At 65.5% G+C, this 17458-nt stretch carries 18 protein-coding genes; 9 read left to right on the forward strand and 9 right to left on the reverse strand.

Features of this window, described 5'->3' with window-relative positions; translation table 11 throughout:
* Positions 1-138 precede the first annotated feature (138 nt).
* The 4 genes from ilvD to CH273_RS17485 all read right to left on the reverse strand — a co-directional run bounded on the left by ilvD (position 139) and on the right by CH273_RS17485 (position 5475).
* Positions 139-1887, reverse strand: coding sequence for a dihydroxy-acid dehydratase (gene ilvD / locus CH273_RS17470; protein ID WP_032396767.1), 1749 nt, complete (start codon positions 1885-1887; stop codon positions 139-141).
* A gap of 87 nt (positions 1888-1974) precedes the next feature.
* Complete coding sequence (locus tag CH273_RS17475) at positions 1975-2895, reverse strand: universal stress protein (protein WP_094638026.1); 921 nt, start codon at positions 2893-2895, stop codon at positions 1975-1977.
* Positions 2896-3079: 184 nt separating this feature from the next.
* A complete protein-coding gene (locus CH273_RS17480) occupies positions 3080-4744 on the reverse strand; it encodes a GAF domain-containing sensor histidine kinase (protein WP_052050036.1) in 1665 nt (554 codons plus the stop codon).
* Between the two features lie 98 nt (positions 4745-4842).
* Complete coding sequence (locus CH273_RS17485; RefSeq protein ID WP_032396764.1) at positions 4843-5475, reverse strand: response regulator; 633 nt, start codon at positions 5473-5475, stop codon at positions 4843-4845.
* A gap of 166 nt (positions 5476-5641) precedes the next feature.
* Here CH273_RS17485 and CH273_RS17490 point away from each other — a divergent pair, with 166 nt between their 5' ends.
* Complete coding sequence (locus CH273_RS17490) at positions 5642-6658, forward strand: Acg family FMN-binding oxidoreductase (protein ID WP_032396763.1); 1017 nt, start codon at positions 5642-5644, stop codon at positions 6656-6658.
* Positions 6659-6728: 70 nt separating this feature from the next.
* Here CH273_RS17490 and CH273_RS17495 read toward each other — a convergent pair whose 3' ends face one another.
* The gene (locus CH273_RS17495; protein WP_179275497.1) at positions 6729-7568 is read right to left on the reverse strand and encodes a universal stress protein; all 840 of its coding nucleotides are present in this window, start codon (positions 7566-7568) and stop codon (positions 6729-6731) included.
* A 255-nt stretch (positions 7569-7823) separates the two neighbouring features.
* On the opposite strand from CH273_RS17495, the gene CH273_RS17500 reads away from it, so the two are divergent.
* Together CH273_RS17500 and CH273_RS17505 are read left to right on the forward strand one after the other, a co-directional pair.
* Complete coding sequence (locus tag CH273_RS17500; protein WP_032396761.1) at positions 7824-8699, forward strand: universal stress protein; 876 nt, start codon at positions 7824-7826, stop codon at positions 8697-8699.
* Positions 8696-9163: a hypothetical protein gene (locus CH273_RS17505; protein ID WP_032396760.1), complete on the forward strand. Its 468-nt coding sequence runs from the start codon at positions 8696-8698 to the stop codon at positions 9161-9163. Before CH273_RS17500 ends, CH273_RS17505 begins: the two co-directional genes overlap by 4 nt.
* Positions 9164-9254: 91 nt before the next feature.
* Here the strand turns inward: CH273_RS17505 and CH273_RS17510 are convergent, their stop codons facing one another.
* Both CH273_RS17510 and CH273_RS17515 read right to left on the reverse strand, forming a co-directional pair.
* Positions 9255-9797, reverse strand: a complete 543-nt coding sequence (locus tag CH273_RS17510; protein WP_032396759.1) for a flavodoxin family protein — start codon at positions 9795-9797, stop codon at positions 9255-9257.
* Positions 9798-9839: 42 nt separating this feature from the next.
* Positions 9840-10505 (reverse strand): BON domain-containing protein, encoded by a 666-nt coding sequence (locus tag CH273_RS17515; RefSeq protein WP_032396758.1) that lies wholly within the window; start codon positions 10503-10505, stop codon positions 9840-9842.
* A 173-nt stretch (positions 10506-10678) separates the two neighbouring features.
* On the opposite strand from CH273_RS17515, the gene CH273_RS27770 reads away from it, so the two are divergent.
* From CH273_RS27770 to CH273_RS17535, 5 genes are all read left to right on the forward strand, one after another.
* Positions 10679-10957: a hypothetical protein gene (locus CH273_RS27770; protein ID WP_179275498.1), complete on the forward strand. Its 279-nt coding sequence runs from the start codon at positions 10679-10681 to the stop codon at positions 10955-10957.
* Positions 10958-11003: 46 nt separating this feature from the next.
* Positions 11004-11369, forward strand: coding sequence for a hypothetical protein (locus CH273_RS17520; RefSeq protein WP_032396756.1), 366 nt, complete (start codon positions 11004-11006; stop codon positions 11367-11369).
* A gap of 73 nt (positions 11370-11442) precedes the next feature.
* Positions 11443-12048: an Rv1733c family protein gene (locus CH273_RS17525; protein ID WP_032396755.1), complete on the forward strand. Its 606-nt coding sequence runs from the start codon at positions 11443-11445 to the stop codon at positions 12046-12048.
* Between the two features lie 271 nt (positions 12049-12319).
* Positions 12320-13198, forward strand: coding sequence for a universal stress protein (locus CH273_RS17530; protein ID WP_032396754.1), 879 nt, complete (start codon positions 12320-12322; stop codon positions 13196-13198).
* 173 nt (positions 13199-13371) lie between these two features.
* Entirely contained in the window at positions 13372-14238 is an 867-nt protein-coding gene (locus CH273_RS17535) for a universal stress protein (RefSeq protein ID WP_032396753.1), read from the forward strand.
* 31 nt (positions 14239-14269) lie between these two features.
* On the opposite strand, the gene CH273_RS17540 is transcribed toward CH273_RS17535, so the two are convergent.
* Together CH273_RS17540 and lppU are read right to left on the reverse strand one after the other, a co-directional pair.
* The gene (locus CH273_RS17540; protein WP_371828384.1) at positions 14270-15625 is read right to left on the reverse strand and encodes an MFS transporter; all 1356 of its coding nucleotides are present in this window, start codon (positions 15623-15625) and stop codon (positions 14270-14272) included.
* 77 nt (positions 15626-15702) lie between these two features.
* The gene (gene lppU, locus CH273_RS17545) at positions 15703-16302 is read right to left on the reverse strand and encodes an LppU family putative lipoprotein (protein WP_032396751.1); all 600 of its coding nucleotides are present in this window, start codon (positions 16300-16302) and stop codon (positions 15703-15705) included.
* A gap of 104 nt (positions 16303-16406) precedes the next feature.
* Between lppU and CH273_RS17550 the strand changes: the two genes are divergently transcribed.
* Positions 16407-17456, forward strand: coding sequence for an ATP-dependent DNA ligase (locus CH273_RS17550; RefSeq protein WP_032397278.1), 1050 nt, complete (start codon positions 16407-16409; stop codon positions 17454-17456).
* The last annotated feature ends 2 nt before the right edge of the window (positions 17457-17458 follow it).

Below are 17458 nucleotides of genomic sequence, written 5' to 3' on the forward strand. Positions count from 1 at the left end.
GTCAATGGACCCTTGCACTCCTCAGACGTATGCAGTGGTCCATTCACGCGCGGCGCATCGCTGCGTCAATGGACCCTTGCACTCCTCAGACGTATGCAGTGGTCCATTGACGCGAACGGGGGGGTCAGGGGGTGAGTGCTAGATCAGCACCGCACCGTTCGATGCCGAACCCACCAGCTTGGAGTATTTGGCCAGTACTCCTCGGGTGTAGCGGGGCGGCAGTGGTGCCCAGCCCTGTGCGCGGGTGTCCAATTCGGCTGTGTCGACGAGCAGGTCGAGGGTGCCCTTGCCCACGTCGAGTCGGATCTGGTCACCGTCGCGTACGAAGGCGATGGGACCGCCGTCGACTGCCTCGGGTGCCACGTGTCCGACGCACAGGCCCGTGGTGCCGCCGGAGAATCGGCCGTCGGTGAGCAGCAGGACGTCCTTGCCGAGTCCGGCGCCCTTGATGGCTCCGGTGATCGCGAGCATCTCGCGCATTCCCGGCCCACCCTTGGGTCCCTCGTAGCGGATGACCACGACGTCGCCCGCTGCGATGGTGCCGTCTTCGAGGGCGTCCATGGCCGCGCGTTCACGCTCGAAAACTCGTGCGGTGCCGACGAAGACGTCGGAGTCGAAGCCTGCGGACTTGACCACGGCCCCGCCGGGGGCGAGCGATCCTTCGAGGATGGTGATGCCGCCCGTCGGGTGGATCGGCTTGTCGAGCGCGCGCAGTACTTTGCCGTCGGGGTCCGGGGGTGCGATGTGAGCGAGGTTCTGCGCCACGGTCTTTCCGGTGACCGTCATGCAGTCGCCGTGCATCAGGCCGGCGTCGAGCAGAGCCTTCATGACCACGGGAACTCCGCCGATCGCGTCGACGTCGGTCATGACGTGCTTGCCGAAGGGCTTGACGTCGGCCAGGTGCGGCACCTTCGCGCCGACGCGGGTGAAATCGGCGAGGGTCAGATCCACCTGCGCCTCGTGGGCGATCGCGAGCAGGTGCAGCACCGCGTTGGTCGAGCCGCCGAATGCCATGACGACGGCGATGGCGTTCTCGAAGGCTTCCTTGGTGAGGATGTCGCTGGTGCGAATACCGCGTCGCAGAAGATCGACGACGGCCTCGCCGCTGGCGTGTGCGAATCCGTCGCGTCGACGATCGGGAGCCGGGGGAGATGCACTGCCGGGCAACGACATTCCCATCGCTTCGGCTGCGCTGGCCATCGTGTTCGCGGTGTACATTCCGCCGCAGGCACCTTCGCCGGGGCAGATGGCGCGTTCGATGGTGTCGACGTCGGCTCGTGACATCAGTCCGCGCGAACACGCGCCCACGGCCTCGAAGGCGTCGATGATCGTCACCTGATGCTCGCTGCCGTCGGACAGCGTGGCGAAGCCGGGCAATGTGGAGCCTGCGTAGAGGAATACGCTCGCCAGGTCCAGACGTGCTGCGGCCATGAGCATTCCGGGCAGCGACTTGTCGCAACCGGCGAGCAGGACGGAACCGTCGAGACGTTCTGCGCTGATGACGGTTTCGACGCTGTCGGCGATCACCTCACGTGAGACCAACGAGAAGTGCATGCCCTCGTGTCCCATCGAGATTCCGTCGGACACCGAAATGGTGCCGAATTCCAGCGGGTACCCACCGGCGGCGTGGACGCCCTTCTTGACTGCCTTCGCCAGACGTTCGAGCGAGAGGTTGCACGGGGTGATCTCGTTCCACGAGGACGCGACACCGATCTGGGACTTGCCCCAGTCGTCGTCGCCCATTCCGACGGCGCGGAGCATGCCGCGGGCAGCGGTCTTCTCCAGTCCGTCGGTGACGTCGCGACTGCGTGGCTTGACGTCGACCTCGGCGGCAGTGGGGTCGTTCGGCGAATTCTTCTCTTCCGACGGATTCTGCGGGGTCGTCATGACGCTCCTGAACTGCTGGTCGTTTCGCAACCTCGAGTCCCGGGCTGCTGTCGCGATCAAGCCTAAACCCGTATCCGCTCGGCATCGTCAGTCGGTGTGGCCTGCGGACAGTGAGGAAGGCGATGCGTCGGCGGCGGACCTCGGCTCTCCGATCGGACTGTTGCGAACGATCATCACCGGCCGACCGGAGCTGTGCAGCAGGGTGTGGACGGTCCTACCCATGGTGCCGAGTGGGTGAACTCGGTCGTGTTCGGGTGGGCCGACGACCACCAATCGAGCTGCGTGCGACAGCGACAAGGCAAATTCGGGCAGGTTTCTTCTCCTGCTGACCGAGTCGATTCGGACATCGGGTGCCTCTTCGTGCCACTGGGCGATTCGTTCCGACAGGTCGGGTCGAGTACGTCCGCCGTGGGGGTCTGCCGAGGAAGCGAGGAGGACGGTGGTGCGACGCAGGCGGGCCTCCCGAACTGCCGCCGCGACGATCATGTCCCACTCGCCCCACGTGTCCTCCGCGCCGCCGAGAACGGCCAGCACCGGACGCACGCGCGATACGACGGACGCCGTCGGTGCAGTCACGTCCGGATGCGATGTCACGAACACGACCGAGCAGGGAGCGGTGACGGCGAGTTCCGTCGCCGTCGATCCGAGCAGGAGAGAACCCAATCTGTCCCGTCCGACCGATCCCAGTACCAGCAGTCCGGAGTCCGACGCCTCACGACGCAGTACGGAGCGGACATCGCCCCGTCTGTACTGCGGCGCGATGACGCAATCGCGTGCGGTCTCGAGTGCGGCAGCCGACGCATCCAGGAGAACGTCTCCGCCGAAGTCGCGCTCGGGGTCCGGTGCTCCGAACATCGGGTCCGGATCGTGCGGCGGTGCCACGTGCACGATTCTCAACGCGACCTGTCGCGCCGCTGCCTCGCCTGCCGCCCACCGGACGGCTCCGAGTGCGGTGGTCGAGCCGTCCGTACCGACGACGATGGGACTGCGGTCGACGAGGGTGTGCATCGAGGTCTCCGGGGCCGATGGTCGACAAGTGCACGACACTCGTTCACCGGAGTCGAAGCGGAATGTCGTGTCGACCCGGTGGTTCGGAGTGGGTCCGTTCGACGCTAGGTCACCGAACTCCGCTCGCACGAGGGCCGTTGGTCACCGAAATCCTGATCGGATGACACATGAGTGCTCGACACCGTCAGGGCAGCGGAACCGACCATCTCAACGTCGTTCCGACCGTGCTACCGCCCGAGTCGATCGTCATCTCGCCCCCGCACTCGCGGGCACGTGACCGCAGATTGTCGAGCCCACTGGCATCGACGTCGGGCGGAATACCGACCCCGTCGTCGGACACGGTGACGACGATGTCGTCGCCGACCGAGATGGACACCGCGACGGTGGTCGCGTGTGCGTGCCGCACGCAATTGCTGATCGCCTCGCGAACGACAGCCAATACATGAGCGGCCAGGGCAGGCTCGATCACCGACACGGGGCCGGTCACGTTCAGGGATGTCCGCAGGCCCGAACTCTCGGTCATTTCCCGGACGACGTCCTCGACCCGGCGTCGGAAACCGACAGGTGAGCCTGCGGTCTGCAGGTCGAAGATCGCCGTCCTGATGTCCTGCACCGTGTCCTGGAGGTCGTCGATCGTGGTGGACAGGCGTGCCGCGATCGCGGGTTCACCGGAGCGTTGGGCCGTGCTCTGGAGCGACAAGCCGGCTGCGAAGATCCGCTGTATGACGCGATCGTGCAAGTCTCGGGCGATGCGATCTCGCTCGGCGAGCACATCCAACTCTCGTAGCCTCCGGGCGGCATCGGCCATTCGAACCGTCACGGCGGCCTGATCGGCGAACGCGGACACCAGCTCCAGCTGACCGTCGTCGAACGGCTCCTGGCCGAGTCGGCGCAATACGACCAGGACGCCTGTCACACGGCCCGATGCACGGAGGGGAGAGATGAGAGCGGGTCCGTAGATCTCGTCCGAGCCCGTGGTGGCGTTGTATTCGAGTTTCGACGCTCGAATGGGAGTGCCGCTTCGGAAGGATGTGCCCGATGTCGATCCGAAGACCGGCAGGACATTTCCGAGGACGTCGGAAGTCGCTTCACCGGCGACGATATCGATGACGAGTTCGGTGACGTCCTCGGAGTTGTCGTTCGGATTACGGGGCACGGCAATGAAAGACAACTCACCCGAGGTGAGGATCAATGCCTTCTCTGCGACCGTGTGCAGCACCTGATCGGTGTCGGTGCCGCGGAGCAGAGCGGTCGCGATGTCGCGCGTGGCCTCGATCCACAGCTGGCGGGTCCGAGACTCGCTGTACAGTCTCGCGTTTTCGATCGCGACGCCGGCAGCCGACGCGAGCGCCTGAATGACGGCCTCGTCGTCTTCGGTGAAGGATCGGCCGTTCGCCTTCTCGGTCAGGTAGAGGTTTCCGAACACCTCCTCGCGCACGCGAATGGGGACACCGAGAAAGGTGTTCATCGGGGGGTGCCCGGGAGGAAAACCCACCGACATCGGGTGGTCCGACAGTCGCGAGAGCCGGATGGCGTGAGGTTCGTCGATCAGCAACCCCAGTACACCGTGCCCGGTGGGAAGGGGACCGATCCGCGCAGCGGTGGTGTCGTCGATTCCATGGACGATGAACGCGCTGAGCTCGCGGTTGTGTCCGCGTACTCCCAGCGCGCCGTACTTCGCGTCGACGAGCTGGGCTGCAGAGGTGACGATCGTCTGCAGGGTGTCCTCCAGGTCGAGGCCCTCGGTGATCACCAACATCGAGTGGAGGAGCCCATCGAGGTACTCTCGCGCGTCGAGAATCTTCTCCAGCCGCTCCTGTACCTCCCTGAACAGCTCGCGCAAACGCATTTGGGACAGGGGTCCACTCAACTCGCCGGGGTACGAGCCTCCGGTGTCGACCTGCTCACCGACCACGCGAACAGTATGCGCGCCTTGCGGCCGGGCTGTCAGCGTTCGAGCGTGGTCGCGAAGACGGCGGCCTGCGTCCGTCGCTCCATACCCAGCTTCGCCAGCAGACGCGAGACGTAGTTCTTCACGGTCTTCTCGGCGAGGAACATCCGTTCGGCGATCTGCCGGTTCGTCAGTCCCTCCCCCAGCAGTCCGAGCAGAACTCGCTCCTGGTCGGTCAACGTGGCAGCCGGTCCGACGGCGGGCCGATCGGCCGATCGCAGTTTCTCCATCAGCACTGCGGCGGCACGATTGTCCAGCAGCGAACGGCCCTGTCCGACACTCTTGATCGCGGCGGTCAGCTCCATTCCCTTGATGTCTTTGACGATGTATCCCTTGGCACCGGCGAGGATCGCGTCGAGCATCGCTTGGTCCTCGGTGAACGAGGTCAACATCAAGCACTTCAGGTCGGGCAAGGCGGTCATCAGGTCGCGGCACAGTTCCACCCCGTTTCCGTCGGGGAGTTGTACGTCCAGAACTGCGACGTCCGGGCGCAGGGCGGGTATGCGCGCCAGTGCGTTGCTGACCGTCCCGGCTTCCCCGATCACGGACAGGTCGGGGTCGGACTCGATCAGGTCGATCAGTCCACGTCGGACGATCTCGTGGTCGTCCACCAGAAAGACTGTGATCACGGCATCTCCTCGGTGTGCTGGTTTCGCCATCCTAGTACCGCCTGCCACCTGGACCTCATCGCCTTAGTGCCCTGTTACGAGTGACGAAAGGCTCTGTCGGCCAACGCGTGCGAGGCCGACAGTGAGGGGCAGTCATCGCCTGGCGGTGCACGTTCGAGGAGAGAAGATGAACGAACAGCCGGATTCGGCCGTGATGGAGATGTTGGTCGAACTGGCCTGTCGGGCACCGTCGGTCCACAACAGTCAGCCGTGGCGGTGGGTGTATTCCGATCGCGGGCTCGATCTGTTCACCGATCCGAGCCGGCTGCTGGACGTCATCGACCCCACCGAGCGTCAGATGGTGATCAGCTGTGGTGCCGCGCTCGACCACCTTCGTCGGGCCGCCGCTGCCTTTCGCTGGTCCACCGATATCGACCTGTTGCCCTCGGCGGGCAGGTCGGATCACCTCGCGCACGTGCATTTCGTCCACGACGCGCATCCTCGGTCCCACGAATTCGACCTGTTGACTGCGATCAATCGCCGCCACTCGGATCGCCGGACGTTCGGCCCGGTAGGCGACGATCGAATCCTGACTCGGTACGTGCTTCAGGCGTGTGCGCGCTACGACACGGCAATCACCGTCCTGTCGAGTCAGGCCAGGACGACGCTGGCGAAGGCATCCGAACTCAGTGCGGCAGTGCGAAAGTACGACGCGACGTATCAGGCGGAGATCAGGTGGTGGGCGGGCCACTCGATGAAGTCCGGCGGCATACCGCCCGAAGCGCTGATCAGCCGCGCGCAAGCGTCGAGAGTGCCGATCAACCGGCGGTTTCCCGAACCGCGAGAAGCCGACAGAACAGTCGAACGCGAGCACGTCACCGACGAGTCCACTGTGGTTCTGCTCAGTACTGCATCGGACGGACGCATCGACTGGTTGCAGTGCGGACAAGCTCTGTCGTCGATCCTCCTCGCGGCGACAGCAGACGGATTGGCGACGTGCCCGTTGACGCACATGACCGAACAGTCCGGCAGCCGTCGTGTGGTCGAATCCCTCGCGCCGCGGGGCGGAGTACCGCAAGTTCTGATTCGGATCGGCGTTCCCATGACCGGCTCTCCCCGCCGGACCCCGCGACGAGCAGTGACGTCGGTGCTGTCGATCGCCGCCGACAATTCCACACGAGCGCGTCGAGATCGAGCGCACTGAACCATCCCGCCGCTGGAACGTCCTGGCGCCGAACCGCTCCGCCTGCCGTCGTCGTGCGCGTCGGATCTGCCTACGGAACAACCAGGAGTGGTCCGCGTGCGGAGCGGACCAAGCGCTGAACGGTCGAGCCACGCACTGCTCCCACGGCCAGGCCGCAGCCGTGGCTGCCGACCACCACCAGTCGCGCGTCGACGGACTCTCTACGGAGTTGCTCGGCGGTCGATGTGCCGAGGCAATGCAGGTGCAGATCGACGTGCGGATGGCGGGCGGCAACCTCACCGGTCCGCGCGCGCAGCCAGTCGAGCGAGCTGTGCGAGGACAGGTGGAGTGCATGCACCGGCGAGCCCCACGTCTCGGCGAACCAGAAGGCAAGCGCGAGAGCATGAATGGATGACTCGGACTCGTCCACGCCGACCACGATCGGTGAGGAGCAGCGGATCGTGAAGGGGTACGGTCGCCACACGACGATCGGGCAGCGAATCCCCGCAACGATGCGAGTTGCGTTGTGCCCGAACAATGCATCCTTCGTCGGAGTGGAACTTCTCACCCCGATCACCGCGAGATCGATCACCACCGACGACCGATGGTGCAGATACTGTGCAATGGTCTGATCGGTCAGAACGGTGTCGACGCCGACGTCGGGCGCAATCCGGTCCACTGTGTGAGCCGCCGCCCTGAGCAACCTGCGTCCCTCGGAGCGAGAGACTCCGAGACCGTGCACTCCGAGACCGTGCACTCCGAGGGCATGCACGATGTGCAGCTTCGACCCGGTGGTGCGCGCAATTCCCGCGGCCCAGGCCAACGCCCCGATCGATCCGTCGGAACCATCGATTCCCACGGCGATCGTGGACGCGTGCTCGTTGACCTTCGGTGTCGAATCGACCGTCGGTGCAGTGTGTGCGTACGTCATGTCGTCGTTCTCCGCATCCATCGAGGGCCCGACCCGTGTCGGAGGGGTTCTGCCATTCCAACGTCACGGCCGTCTCCGGTTGTAGGGCACGAAGTCCCTGCTCGGTTCCAGGACGACCCGCCGAAGGCGACGTTCCGATCCGAAAAGTGAGGACCTAATGCTCTGTGGTCCCTCGGCCGCCACGTAGTGCAATGGACCGAGAATCCGGAACGGACGAACAGTCGCACGGCCCGTGTGATGGATAGGGAATCGATCATGATCCTGGCGCAACATCAGAGAATCGTTGTCGGCGTGGATGGTTCACCCAGTAGCACGTCGGCGGCTCAGTGGGCGGCCGACGTTGCCGAGCGAACGAACTCGCCTCTGCATGTGGCAGGGGCGGTGCAGGAACCGGCGTTGTACATGGGTGAGGCGGCCCTGGCAATTCCCGTCGAGGTGTGGGACGAGCAGCGTCGAGCGTGCGAGCGTGTCGTCACCGAAGTCGCCACCGCGGTACTCGCCCGGCATCCGGTCGTGACAGTGACCACCTCCGTGGAAGAGGGGGCCGCATCGGCGATGATGGTCGAGCTCTCGCGCACCGCGCGCATGGTCGTGGTCGGCAACGCCGGTTCGGGTCCCATCGTGACGACGCTGTTCGGGAGCACTGCGCAGAAGACCGCGAACTCTGCATTGTGTCCGGTGGTCGTGTGGAGGCAGGGGACAGAGTCCGACGACGCGCCCGTCCTGGTGGGTATCGACGGCAGCGCGACGAGTGAGGCCGCGGTGGAGCAGGCGTTCGATCTTGCCTCGTTGTTCGGGGTCCCGCTGATCGCCGCGCACACGTGGAATTCCCTGTCCCAGGGCACGCCACTGTCCATGCCTGGATCGCCCGACGGCGGCGAGAGCGACGAGCGACTGGTGCTGGCCGAATGTCTCGCGGGATGGAGCGAGAAGTATCCCGATGTCACCGTCGAACACGTTGTGCGGCGCGGCAATCCCGCGCACATTCTGATCGAACTGTCCAGGCGGGCCGGGCTCGTGGTGGTGGGCAGTCACGGACGGGGGGTGGTCGCCAGAACGTTGTTCGGATCGACCAGCAGCAACCTCACCAGGCATGCCCACTGCCCGGTGATGATCTGCCGAGATCGATGACGAACCGCACCGTACCGAATCGTCTGCACGGCAATGACGATCGTCGACGAATTCTCGACTCCGCCAGTGCTCTTCGGCTCGCGCGGCGAGGAACTGTTGCGCGGCTGATCGGCCACGACCACTTCGGGCCCACCATCGACACAGTGCCGATCGTCTGGGTCGGGACCCGGGTGTACTTCTACGCCGAGGGGCGGTCGCGATTGGGATGCAGTGTGCTCGATTCCTCGGTCGTCCTGGAGGTCGACGACGAGGACGGTGCCCGTGCGACCGACTCCACGGTGGTGATACACGGCATCGCCCGTGCAGTCGTGGACGTTCGACTCGAAGTCCTCGAACAACTGCTGCCGCGACCACATTCGGACGGTCCGCCGATGCACAGACTGCTCGAGGTCACCCCCACATCGGTTTCGGGCGTCGAATTGACTCGCTGCCCTGTTGCGGACGACCAGCATCACCTGGAATGACACGCGGGATCGGACCGGCCATACTGCTGGTCCAGCACTGCTGGTCCAGCGCGACTTCTTCCGATGTCGCTGGACAGCAGGGGATATGGACTCATCCGTTCGACGTCGACGCGGCGCTGAGGCGCAGTGCTCGACCCCATCGCTCGGCCCGTTCGGCCTCGTGTGCTTCGAGCCGCGTGTGATCGTCGACGACGAAGCTCTCCGGTTCGGCCACGGGACTGTAGCCGAGGTGTCGTAGCCGCCTGCTGATCGTCTTGGACGCTCGACCGGTCAGCAGTCGGGATCGATCGAGCCGAGTGTCGAAGGCGGCCATCCGACCTCTCGACGGCTCGAGCGTCTTCAACCATTCGCGTACGCCGGGATGCGAGGCGTCCGCTTCGACCCGTAGACCTTTCTCGGCGTTGGATGCCGCACGTGCCGCGGCATCGCGTGTTCTCTGTGTGCTGAGTCCGTGAACGTGGGTTGGAGCCCCGACGACGAGCAGGTCGTACTGCGAAAGATCGCACTCCGCAGCGATCCTCGCCGGCACGACGTCGACTCGATCGTCATCGCCCGCCCGGACTCCGCGGGCTATGGCCTCGGCAACGTGTTTCGTGTTGCCGTACATCGATTCACAGACGACCAGTGTCCTCATGGTGGTGTCTCCTGTCCGAGGTTCGGTGGGTGAGTGTTCTGCTCAATCGGCGACGCGGAGTCGGTTGCTGACCGTCGATACCCCCCGTGCCTTCTGGGCCGCCTGTTCGACCTCTTCGTCTTCCTCGACCGAGCGCACCACCCCTTCCAACACCACGTTTCCGACACCGTCGACCGAAACCGATATTCGTTCGCCTTCGGCGCGTGCATGGCGCTCGAGCGCGGCCACGATGTGCGAGGAGACGTATTCTGCTGCAGCAGAGGGGCTCACCTCGATCGAGTTCACGACCTTGCGGGCACCGTCGACTGTCGCCGCCGCATGACCGGCCGCTGCTCGCTGGCTGTCCCACAGGACCGTGCCGGTGAGGAAGACACACCCGTGTGTGACGGTGGTGTGCACGGAGTGCGAAGGGACTTCTGCGGTGCCGGCGAGCTCGGCGGCCACCGCGCGGGCGAGATCCGAGTCGTTGATCGGTCCGATGTCGTTTCTCACCTCGATCTCTCGGGCCACCGCGATCACTCCGGGGACCTTCCACGCTGCACGCTCGGCCATTTCGATCTGTGAGTAGTCCGAAACCTCGCCGGACAGTATGACGCTGCCGTCGGTGACGGCGAGACCGATATGCGTGGTGTCGAGATCCGGCTCCCAACGTAGTTCGAGTTCGACGCGACTCTTGATCTCGGCATCGCTCGAATGTGTTGTGCTCATGTTCCGATGGTCGGACCCGCGACAGAGGTGGTGCAAGGGTCCTTGGTCATCTTCGCCTGGCGTGGCCGAAGATCGAGCCCGATGCCGGACACATCGGGACTTTCGGCCCTGCCCATCGCACGCGAGAGACGGCAATGTCGGGACTACCGAATCATCGAGACGAGGAGTTCGAGATGAAGCATCGATCGCACGACGGACACGACGGACACGACGGGCATACCGTGTTGGCAGAGGCCGAGAACGTACTCGCCGAAGTCTTGCTGGTGTGTGCTGTTGCCGCAGTCGGGCTCTTCTTGACATTGCTCGCGTCCGGTGTGGCCGGCTGGGCCGCGGTCACCGGCGGCGCGGCAGCCGCGATGTTCGTGCTGGCCGCAGTGAGTCTGCGTGCAGGACAACACACCGCGCAGAGGTCGCACGCGGCTCCGGGGCACGTCTCCGTGGGGCCGATGTGACGCCACGTCCCGCCGAGGTGGTCGGACCAGAGCGGAGACCTCGACCATGACCGACAGGGAAGGCCGACCGGTGCCGGGTCCGGTACTGGTCGATTCCGACTCCATCACGGTCGACATCCCGACGGCGCGAGGGCCGATGGTGTTCCCGGTGACCACCGCCTCGATCGGCGGTGTCGTCCACGCGGTGATGATCGCCGAATACGGACCGCTCAGCGGGGTCTCGCCGGACGGGCACATCCTCCGAACAGCCGTGCTCGATCGGTGGCCGGGCGCGCGGGTGTTCGAGCGGCGCAGCACCGGAGAGCGCGGCGCAGACCCGCGCGGCTACGAGACCTTCTACGTCGAACTGGAACCCAGCGGTTGCCGGACCGATATCGATCTCGACGAGGTGTCCGCGCTCTTTCGCCGATGACCGGGGCCGTTCGGCTTCGACCGTCACACACGGAGTGCTGCAAGAGAATGCCGTAAGAGAGTGGGCGATAACTATGTTCGGATACGACGTTGCTCGCTGGTGGCATCTGGCACCGTGGAGTTCGAATCCGTTGATGCGCGGACGTGACAGGGCAGCCGCCGTGCTGTTCGCCGTTGCGGTATCGGTCGTCCTGGCGCTGATTCCCTGTGCGGCTCTGGTCGGATCATCGGTCTATCTCGATCTGGCGGCCCAGTCGGCGCGCACGAGCGCCACCACTCGACAGGTCGACGCCGTGGTGACCGGTGAACCCACGGTGCGATCGGAACCGAACTCGGTCATGGCCGTGGTCGAGCTCTACGCGACGATCGTCTGGGAATGGCCGGTGGGCGAGAAGCACAGCGACGAGGTCCGGGTTCCGGACGGCACCGTGAAGGGTGCCACCGTCGAGACGCGTATCGATGCCCAGGGTGATCGAGTCGCGGAGCCGGCCACCTCGACAGCCAATGTCGTGTCGAGTGTCGCTGCCGCTCTAGGCTTCTGGCTGGGATCCACGCTCGTCGTGATCACGGTGCTCGCGACGGGAAGGCACTTCGACGAACGTGCTCGCATGCGAGAGTGGGATCGTGCATGGCTGAGCTTCGTGACCGACCGCGGGCGGAGCCGAGGCGGGTCGGCGTGAGGCTCGGTGGCCGGTACGGCGATGCGCGAGATTGGGCCGACATCGACCGGTGGGCCGACCGTATCGTGTGGGCCCTCACTGCGCGGTGACATGAGCTGTCGCATAAGACGATTCGGCAGAACGGATCGAGGGACCTCGGCCACCCCCATCGCGGACCAAATGCCCTCCCGAGGCGTCGGATGCGCCTCTACTGTCGATTCGACCGAACGGCAGCGCATCACGGTGATGCGTGACCGGGCCACGACCGGCGACATCGAGACAGGAAGACGACATGAGTGAATCCGGAGGCCGAACGCTTCCCATCGTCGTGGGTATCGACGGCTCGGCCGAGGCCGAGGCAGCAGCTCGGTGGGCAGCGACGTACGCAGAGAAGGTCCACGCGACCGTACGACTCGTTCACGCTGTCCCGGTGGGGGATTGGTACGGGTCGGCGGCATTCGTCGACGGCGGCGCGTTGGAAAGGGACCTCCGGGCTCTTGGACGCAAACACCTGGTCCGGGCTGAGGGCGAGATACACCACACAGCTCCCGCGGTATCGGTGGAAACCGTCGGTGTCGACGGCACCATCGCATCGTACGTGGCCGACGTCGGCGCAGAAATGGTGGTACTGGGATCGCGGAAGTCGAGCGCGATCCGCGATCTGACGCTCGGTAGCAACACTTTGCGCGTCATCACGCACGCGCACTGCCCGGTGTTGTTGCTCCGCATCGACAGAGACCGGGCCGATGCGGGCCGCCCGATCGTGGTCGGGATCGACGGTAGCGAACAGTCCGATCGAGCGCTCGGCATCGCCCTCGAGATGGCAGACAACATGGGCGCTCCGGTGGTCGCGGTCAACTACTGGGGATTCGCAGCCCAGGCCGGCATCGGAACGGGGGCCGGGTACATCGACTGGCAGGAGGTGCGCGAGCACGAGAAGCGCTGGCTGCGAACTCATGTGGAGAAGATGCACGAGAAATACCCGGCTGTGAAGCTCACGACGGTGAGTGCCCAGTCGAGCCCGACACGAGGTTTGCGAGCGATGTCTGCGTCGGCGCAGATGGTGGTCGTCGGGTGCCGAGGCCGAGGTGCCCTCCGCGGCGCAATCCTCGGATCGGTCAGCCAGAACCTCGTTCACCACGCCGACTGCTCGGTCCTCGTCGTGCGCTGATCACGTACCAGCATCGTCCGCGGAGACCGGCGCACTCGAGGTCGTCGTATCGAGAGGTGACGGCTAGTCCGGGAAGGACCGAACACTCGAACCGAGGACTTTGTCCCCTGTTGCGCTCGCGCGCCGACCGGCATCGTCCGTGTCGGTGGGATGCACAACGAGAGGACCGATGCGTGGTGACCAGTTCGGACGATCGACCGTGGCCCGTCTACGTAGGAATCGACGGATCGGCAACCGCACTGGAGGCGTGCGCGTGGGTCGCTCGGTACGCGGCCGACGAGAACATCCCAGTGACGCTCGTGCACGCCATTCCGAACACCGAGTGGTTTCCCGGGTCCACGGCCGGCTCCGACGGCCGCGAGTTGTTCGAGGCGTTTCGGTCGACCGGCCGCGACATTCTGGTCGAGGCCGAGAGTGTCGTTCACAGGACGGCATCGTCGGTGGACGTGGAGACCGTTCTGACCCGCAGGCCGATAGCGCCGTTCATGGCGACGATATCGAAGTGGGCCAGTCTCGTGGTGGTCGGATCCAGTAGTTCCGACGGCACCGTCCTCGGTGGCGAGACCGTCAGAATTTGCGACGGTGCGCAATCGGCGGTCATGGTGTTCCGAACGCCGACGGCGGAATCGAAGAACGGTGCGTTGCCGGTGGAGGTGGGGGTCGACTGCTCCGATCGGGCGGAGGCCGTGTTGCTCACAGCGTTCGAGTACGCCCGCAGTCTGCGTGCACCGCTGGCAGTGAGCCACGTTCTGCAAGCACCCTCGGGTCCGCATGCAGACAGCGTCGACTGGAGTGCGCTGAAGGTGGAGCAGGGACGGTGGCTGTTCGAGGTCGTGGAGCAGCTCGGTGAGAAGTTCGACGATGTGGAGACGAGCGTCCGAGCGACCGTCGGCTCGGCCGCGCGGCACCTGCGTGAGCGCTCGGTGCACGCGCAGTTGCTGGTCGTGGGTCGCCGCGGTCGGTGCCGGGGCACGGTACCGGGTTCGGTGGGACAGAACGTGCTTCATCATGCGGGTTGCCCCGTGCTCGTCGTCCCCTGAACGGATCGGTCCACGAGACGCTCGGTGTCCGTCAGGCGGACCGTCGACGTGCCACCGGCGGAGTCCCGATATCGCAGTGCGGTGGGCAGTCCGACGCGTCCTCGGCGCTGCCGCGGATCATCACCGCCGCGATGGCGGCACCGATCACCAGCAGTCCGGCGCACATCAGCATCGCGGTGTGGAAGCCGTCCGAGAACGCTTCCGCCGCAGAATAATCGGACCCGGCGATACCCGCGAGCGCAGGTAGCGCGGCCACGGCGAGAAGCTGACTGGTGCGGGCCACGGCGTTGTTGACGCCCGACGCGATTCCGGCGCGATCGGTGGACACCGCGCCCAGCACCGCTCCGGTCAGCGGAGCCACCAGAGCGGACAGACCGAGCCCGAAGACGACAACCGCGGGCAGAACATCCGTGGCATAGGTGGAGCCGGGTTCGATGCGGAGCATGAGCACCAAACCCAGCGCTGCAAGCAGTGGTCCCACGGTCATCGGAATACGCGGACCTATGCGTCCGGCGATGCGCCCCGCGCGGGCGGACAGCACCAGCATGAGAGCTGTGATCGGTAGCGTGGCCACTCCGGCCGCTATGGGCGAGTAACCCACGGCGAACTGCAGCTGCAGCACCAGAAGGAAGAACACTCCGCCCAGGGCCGCGTAGACGGCGAACGTCACGAGATTGGCCGCCAGAAACACTCGCGATGCGAACAGCGACGGCGGGACCAGTGGATCGTGTGAGCGTCGCTCGATCACGACGAACACAGCGACGGCCACGACGCCGAGAAGTACTGCCGGAACCTGTGATTCGATCAGCCCGTAGGTCAGCAGCCCCAATGCTGCCGCCACCGCCACCGCGCCCGGTACGTCGAGCCGACCGGCCGCATGCGGATCCCGGCTCTCCGGAACGTGTTTCGCCGCCACCCACACAACGACGACGGCGAGCGGAATATTGATCAGGAACACCGAACGCCACCCGACGGCGTCGACCAACCAGCCCCCGAGCAACGGACCGACCGCAGACGCGACGCCGCCCAATCCCGACCACAGACCGATCGCGGCTCCTCGATCCTCGGCCTTGATCGACGCCGATATCAGTGCGAGCGACCCCGGCGTCAGCAGTGCCGCACCGACGCCCTGAAGTAGTCGCGCTGCGATCAGTACCTCGATACTGGGGGCGAGCCCGCACAGTACCGATGCGGCCGCGAACCAGACGGTGCCCCAGACGAACACCCGTCTGCGACCCAGCCGGTCGCCGAGGGAGCCCCCCAGCAGAATCAGCGACGCCAGTGCCAGGGTGTAGCCGCTCAGCGTCCACTGCAGACCCGTGACACCGGCACCGAGATCACGGCCGATGGCCGGCAGCGCAATGTTGACCACGGTGGCGTCGAGCATTGCCAGCGCCGACCCGAGGACCGTTGCTGCGACGATCCAGCGCCCCCGAGCGCTCGAGACCGAGATCTCCGAGGAGGTCACAACCGTTCGACGCAGACGACGAAGTTGCGTGAGTCCTTCTCGAACCCGTACTGCGCCGGGTCGGGGCAGTCGTCGACGGACGAGGTGCCCTGCAGGATGGTCACGACGCGGCGGGTGTCGGCACCGGGGGTGGCGCAGTCGATCCGCTGGGCGAATTCACCGACGAGGTCCATGCATCCGCCGACCTGCCAGTCGATGTCGAGGCACAGCGCTCCCTGTTCGATGTCGAAGTAGGTTTCGTAGTAGTACTGATCGGCGTCCTCGGGGCACTCGGCCGAGGTGGGCGTCTTGGCGAAGACGACGTAGTTGGACTGCGGAGATCCGCAGGTCGCGTTGGCGATGGCCGCCTCGTCGACGGTGCCGCCCAGGTTGACGCACTCGCCGATCTCCACGTCGATGTCGACACTGCCGCCGTCGTCGATGTCGGTGGTCGGTGGGGTGGTGGGAGGGGTGGTGGTCGTCGTGGCGGGAATGGTGGCACCGGAAATCGCGACGGCGGTGCCGGACACCTCCGAGGCGCACCCGCCGAGTATCAGGGCCGCGCACGACGACAGCGCGAGAACGAGAGCGCGGACCGAACGGTTGGATGACGCCATGGTGAGTCCTGCCCTCGTAGGTTCGAGCGTGCCGTGTCCATCGACCGTGCTCGTGTAGAAAATATCCGACTCGCTTGTCGGCTGCATGAGGCAGGATGAACTGCGTGGATCTTCCTCTTGCCGTGCCGGTTGCACCGATGCTCGCCAAAGCCGCGAAAGTGGTGCCCGCCCAGCCCGAGGACGGGCCTGCGGTGTGGTCGTACGAGCCGAAATGGGACGGGTTTCGCGCCATCGTCTTCCGTGACGGAGACGAGGTGGTGCTCGGGTCACGCGGCGGCAAGGACCTGGCCCGCTACTTCCCGGAGTTGGTGGAGGCGATCAAGGCCGAGCTACCCGAGAAGATTGTCGTCGACGGCGAGATCGTCGTACCGCGCGAGAAGAACGGTTCCACGCGCCTCGACTGGGAGTCGCTGTCCGAACGGATTCATCCCGCAGCGAGTCGGGTGACGATGCTCGCGGAGAAGACTCCGGCGCAGTTCATCGGCTTCGATCTGTTGGCCGTCGGCGACGAGGATCTGACGGCCGAGCCGTTCTCGACCCGCCGCGCGAGATTGCTCGACGCGGTGGGAACGGGCGGCCCGAGTTGTTTCGTCACCTCCGCCACCGATGATGCGGCCGTGGCCGAGGACTGGTTCGAGCGTTTCGAAGGTGCCGGGCTCGACGGTGTGGTGGCCAAGAAACTCGACGGGATCTATCTGCCGAACAAGCGCGAGATGGTCAAGATCAAGCATGCGCGTACCGCGGACTGCGTGTTGATCGGCTATCGAATCCACAAGTCCGGCAACGGTATCGGATCCTTGCTGCTCGGTCTCTACGATGGCGACGATCTGCGGATGATCGGCGGTGCGTCGGCGTTCACCGACAAGCGCCGGTTGGAACTGCTCGAAGAACTCGAACCGCTCCGACTCGGTGACGACGTCACGTACGACGGTGAGGCGACCCGCTGGAATTCGTCCAACGACCGCAACTGGATTCCGGTGCGCATCGAGCGGGTCATCGAGGTGGCCTACGACCAGATGGAAGGGGCGCGGCTGCGGCACGTGGCCAGGTTCCTGCGCTGGCGGCCCGATCGTGATCCACGCTCGTGTGCCTACGACCAGCTCGAGGTTCCGGTGCGCTACGACGTTGCCGACGTGATTGCCGGGGGACGATAGAC

The sequence above is a fragment of the Rhodococcus sp. 05-339-2 genome (assembly GCF_002258965.1).
GTDB lineage: Bacteria > Actinomycetota > Actinomycetes > Mycobacteriales > Mycobacteriaceae > Rhodococcoides.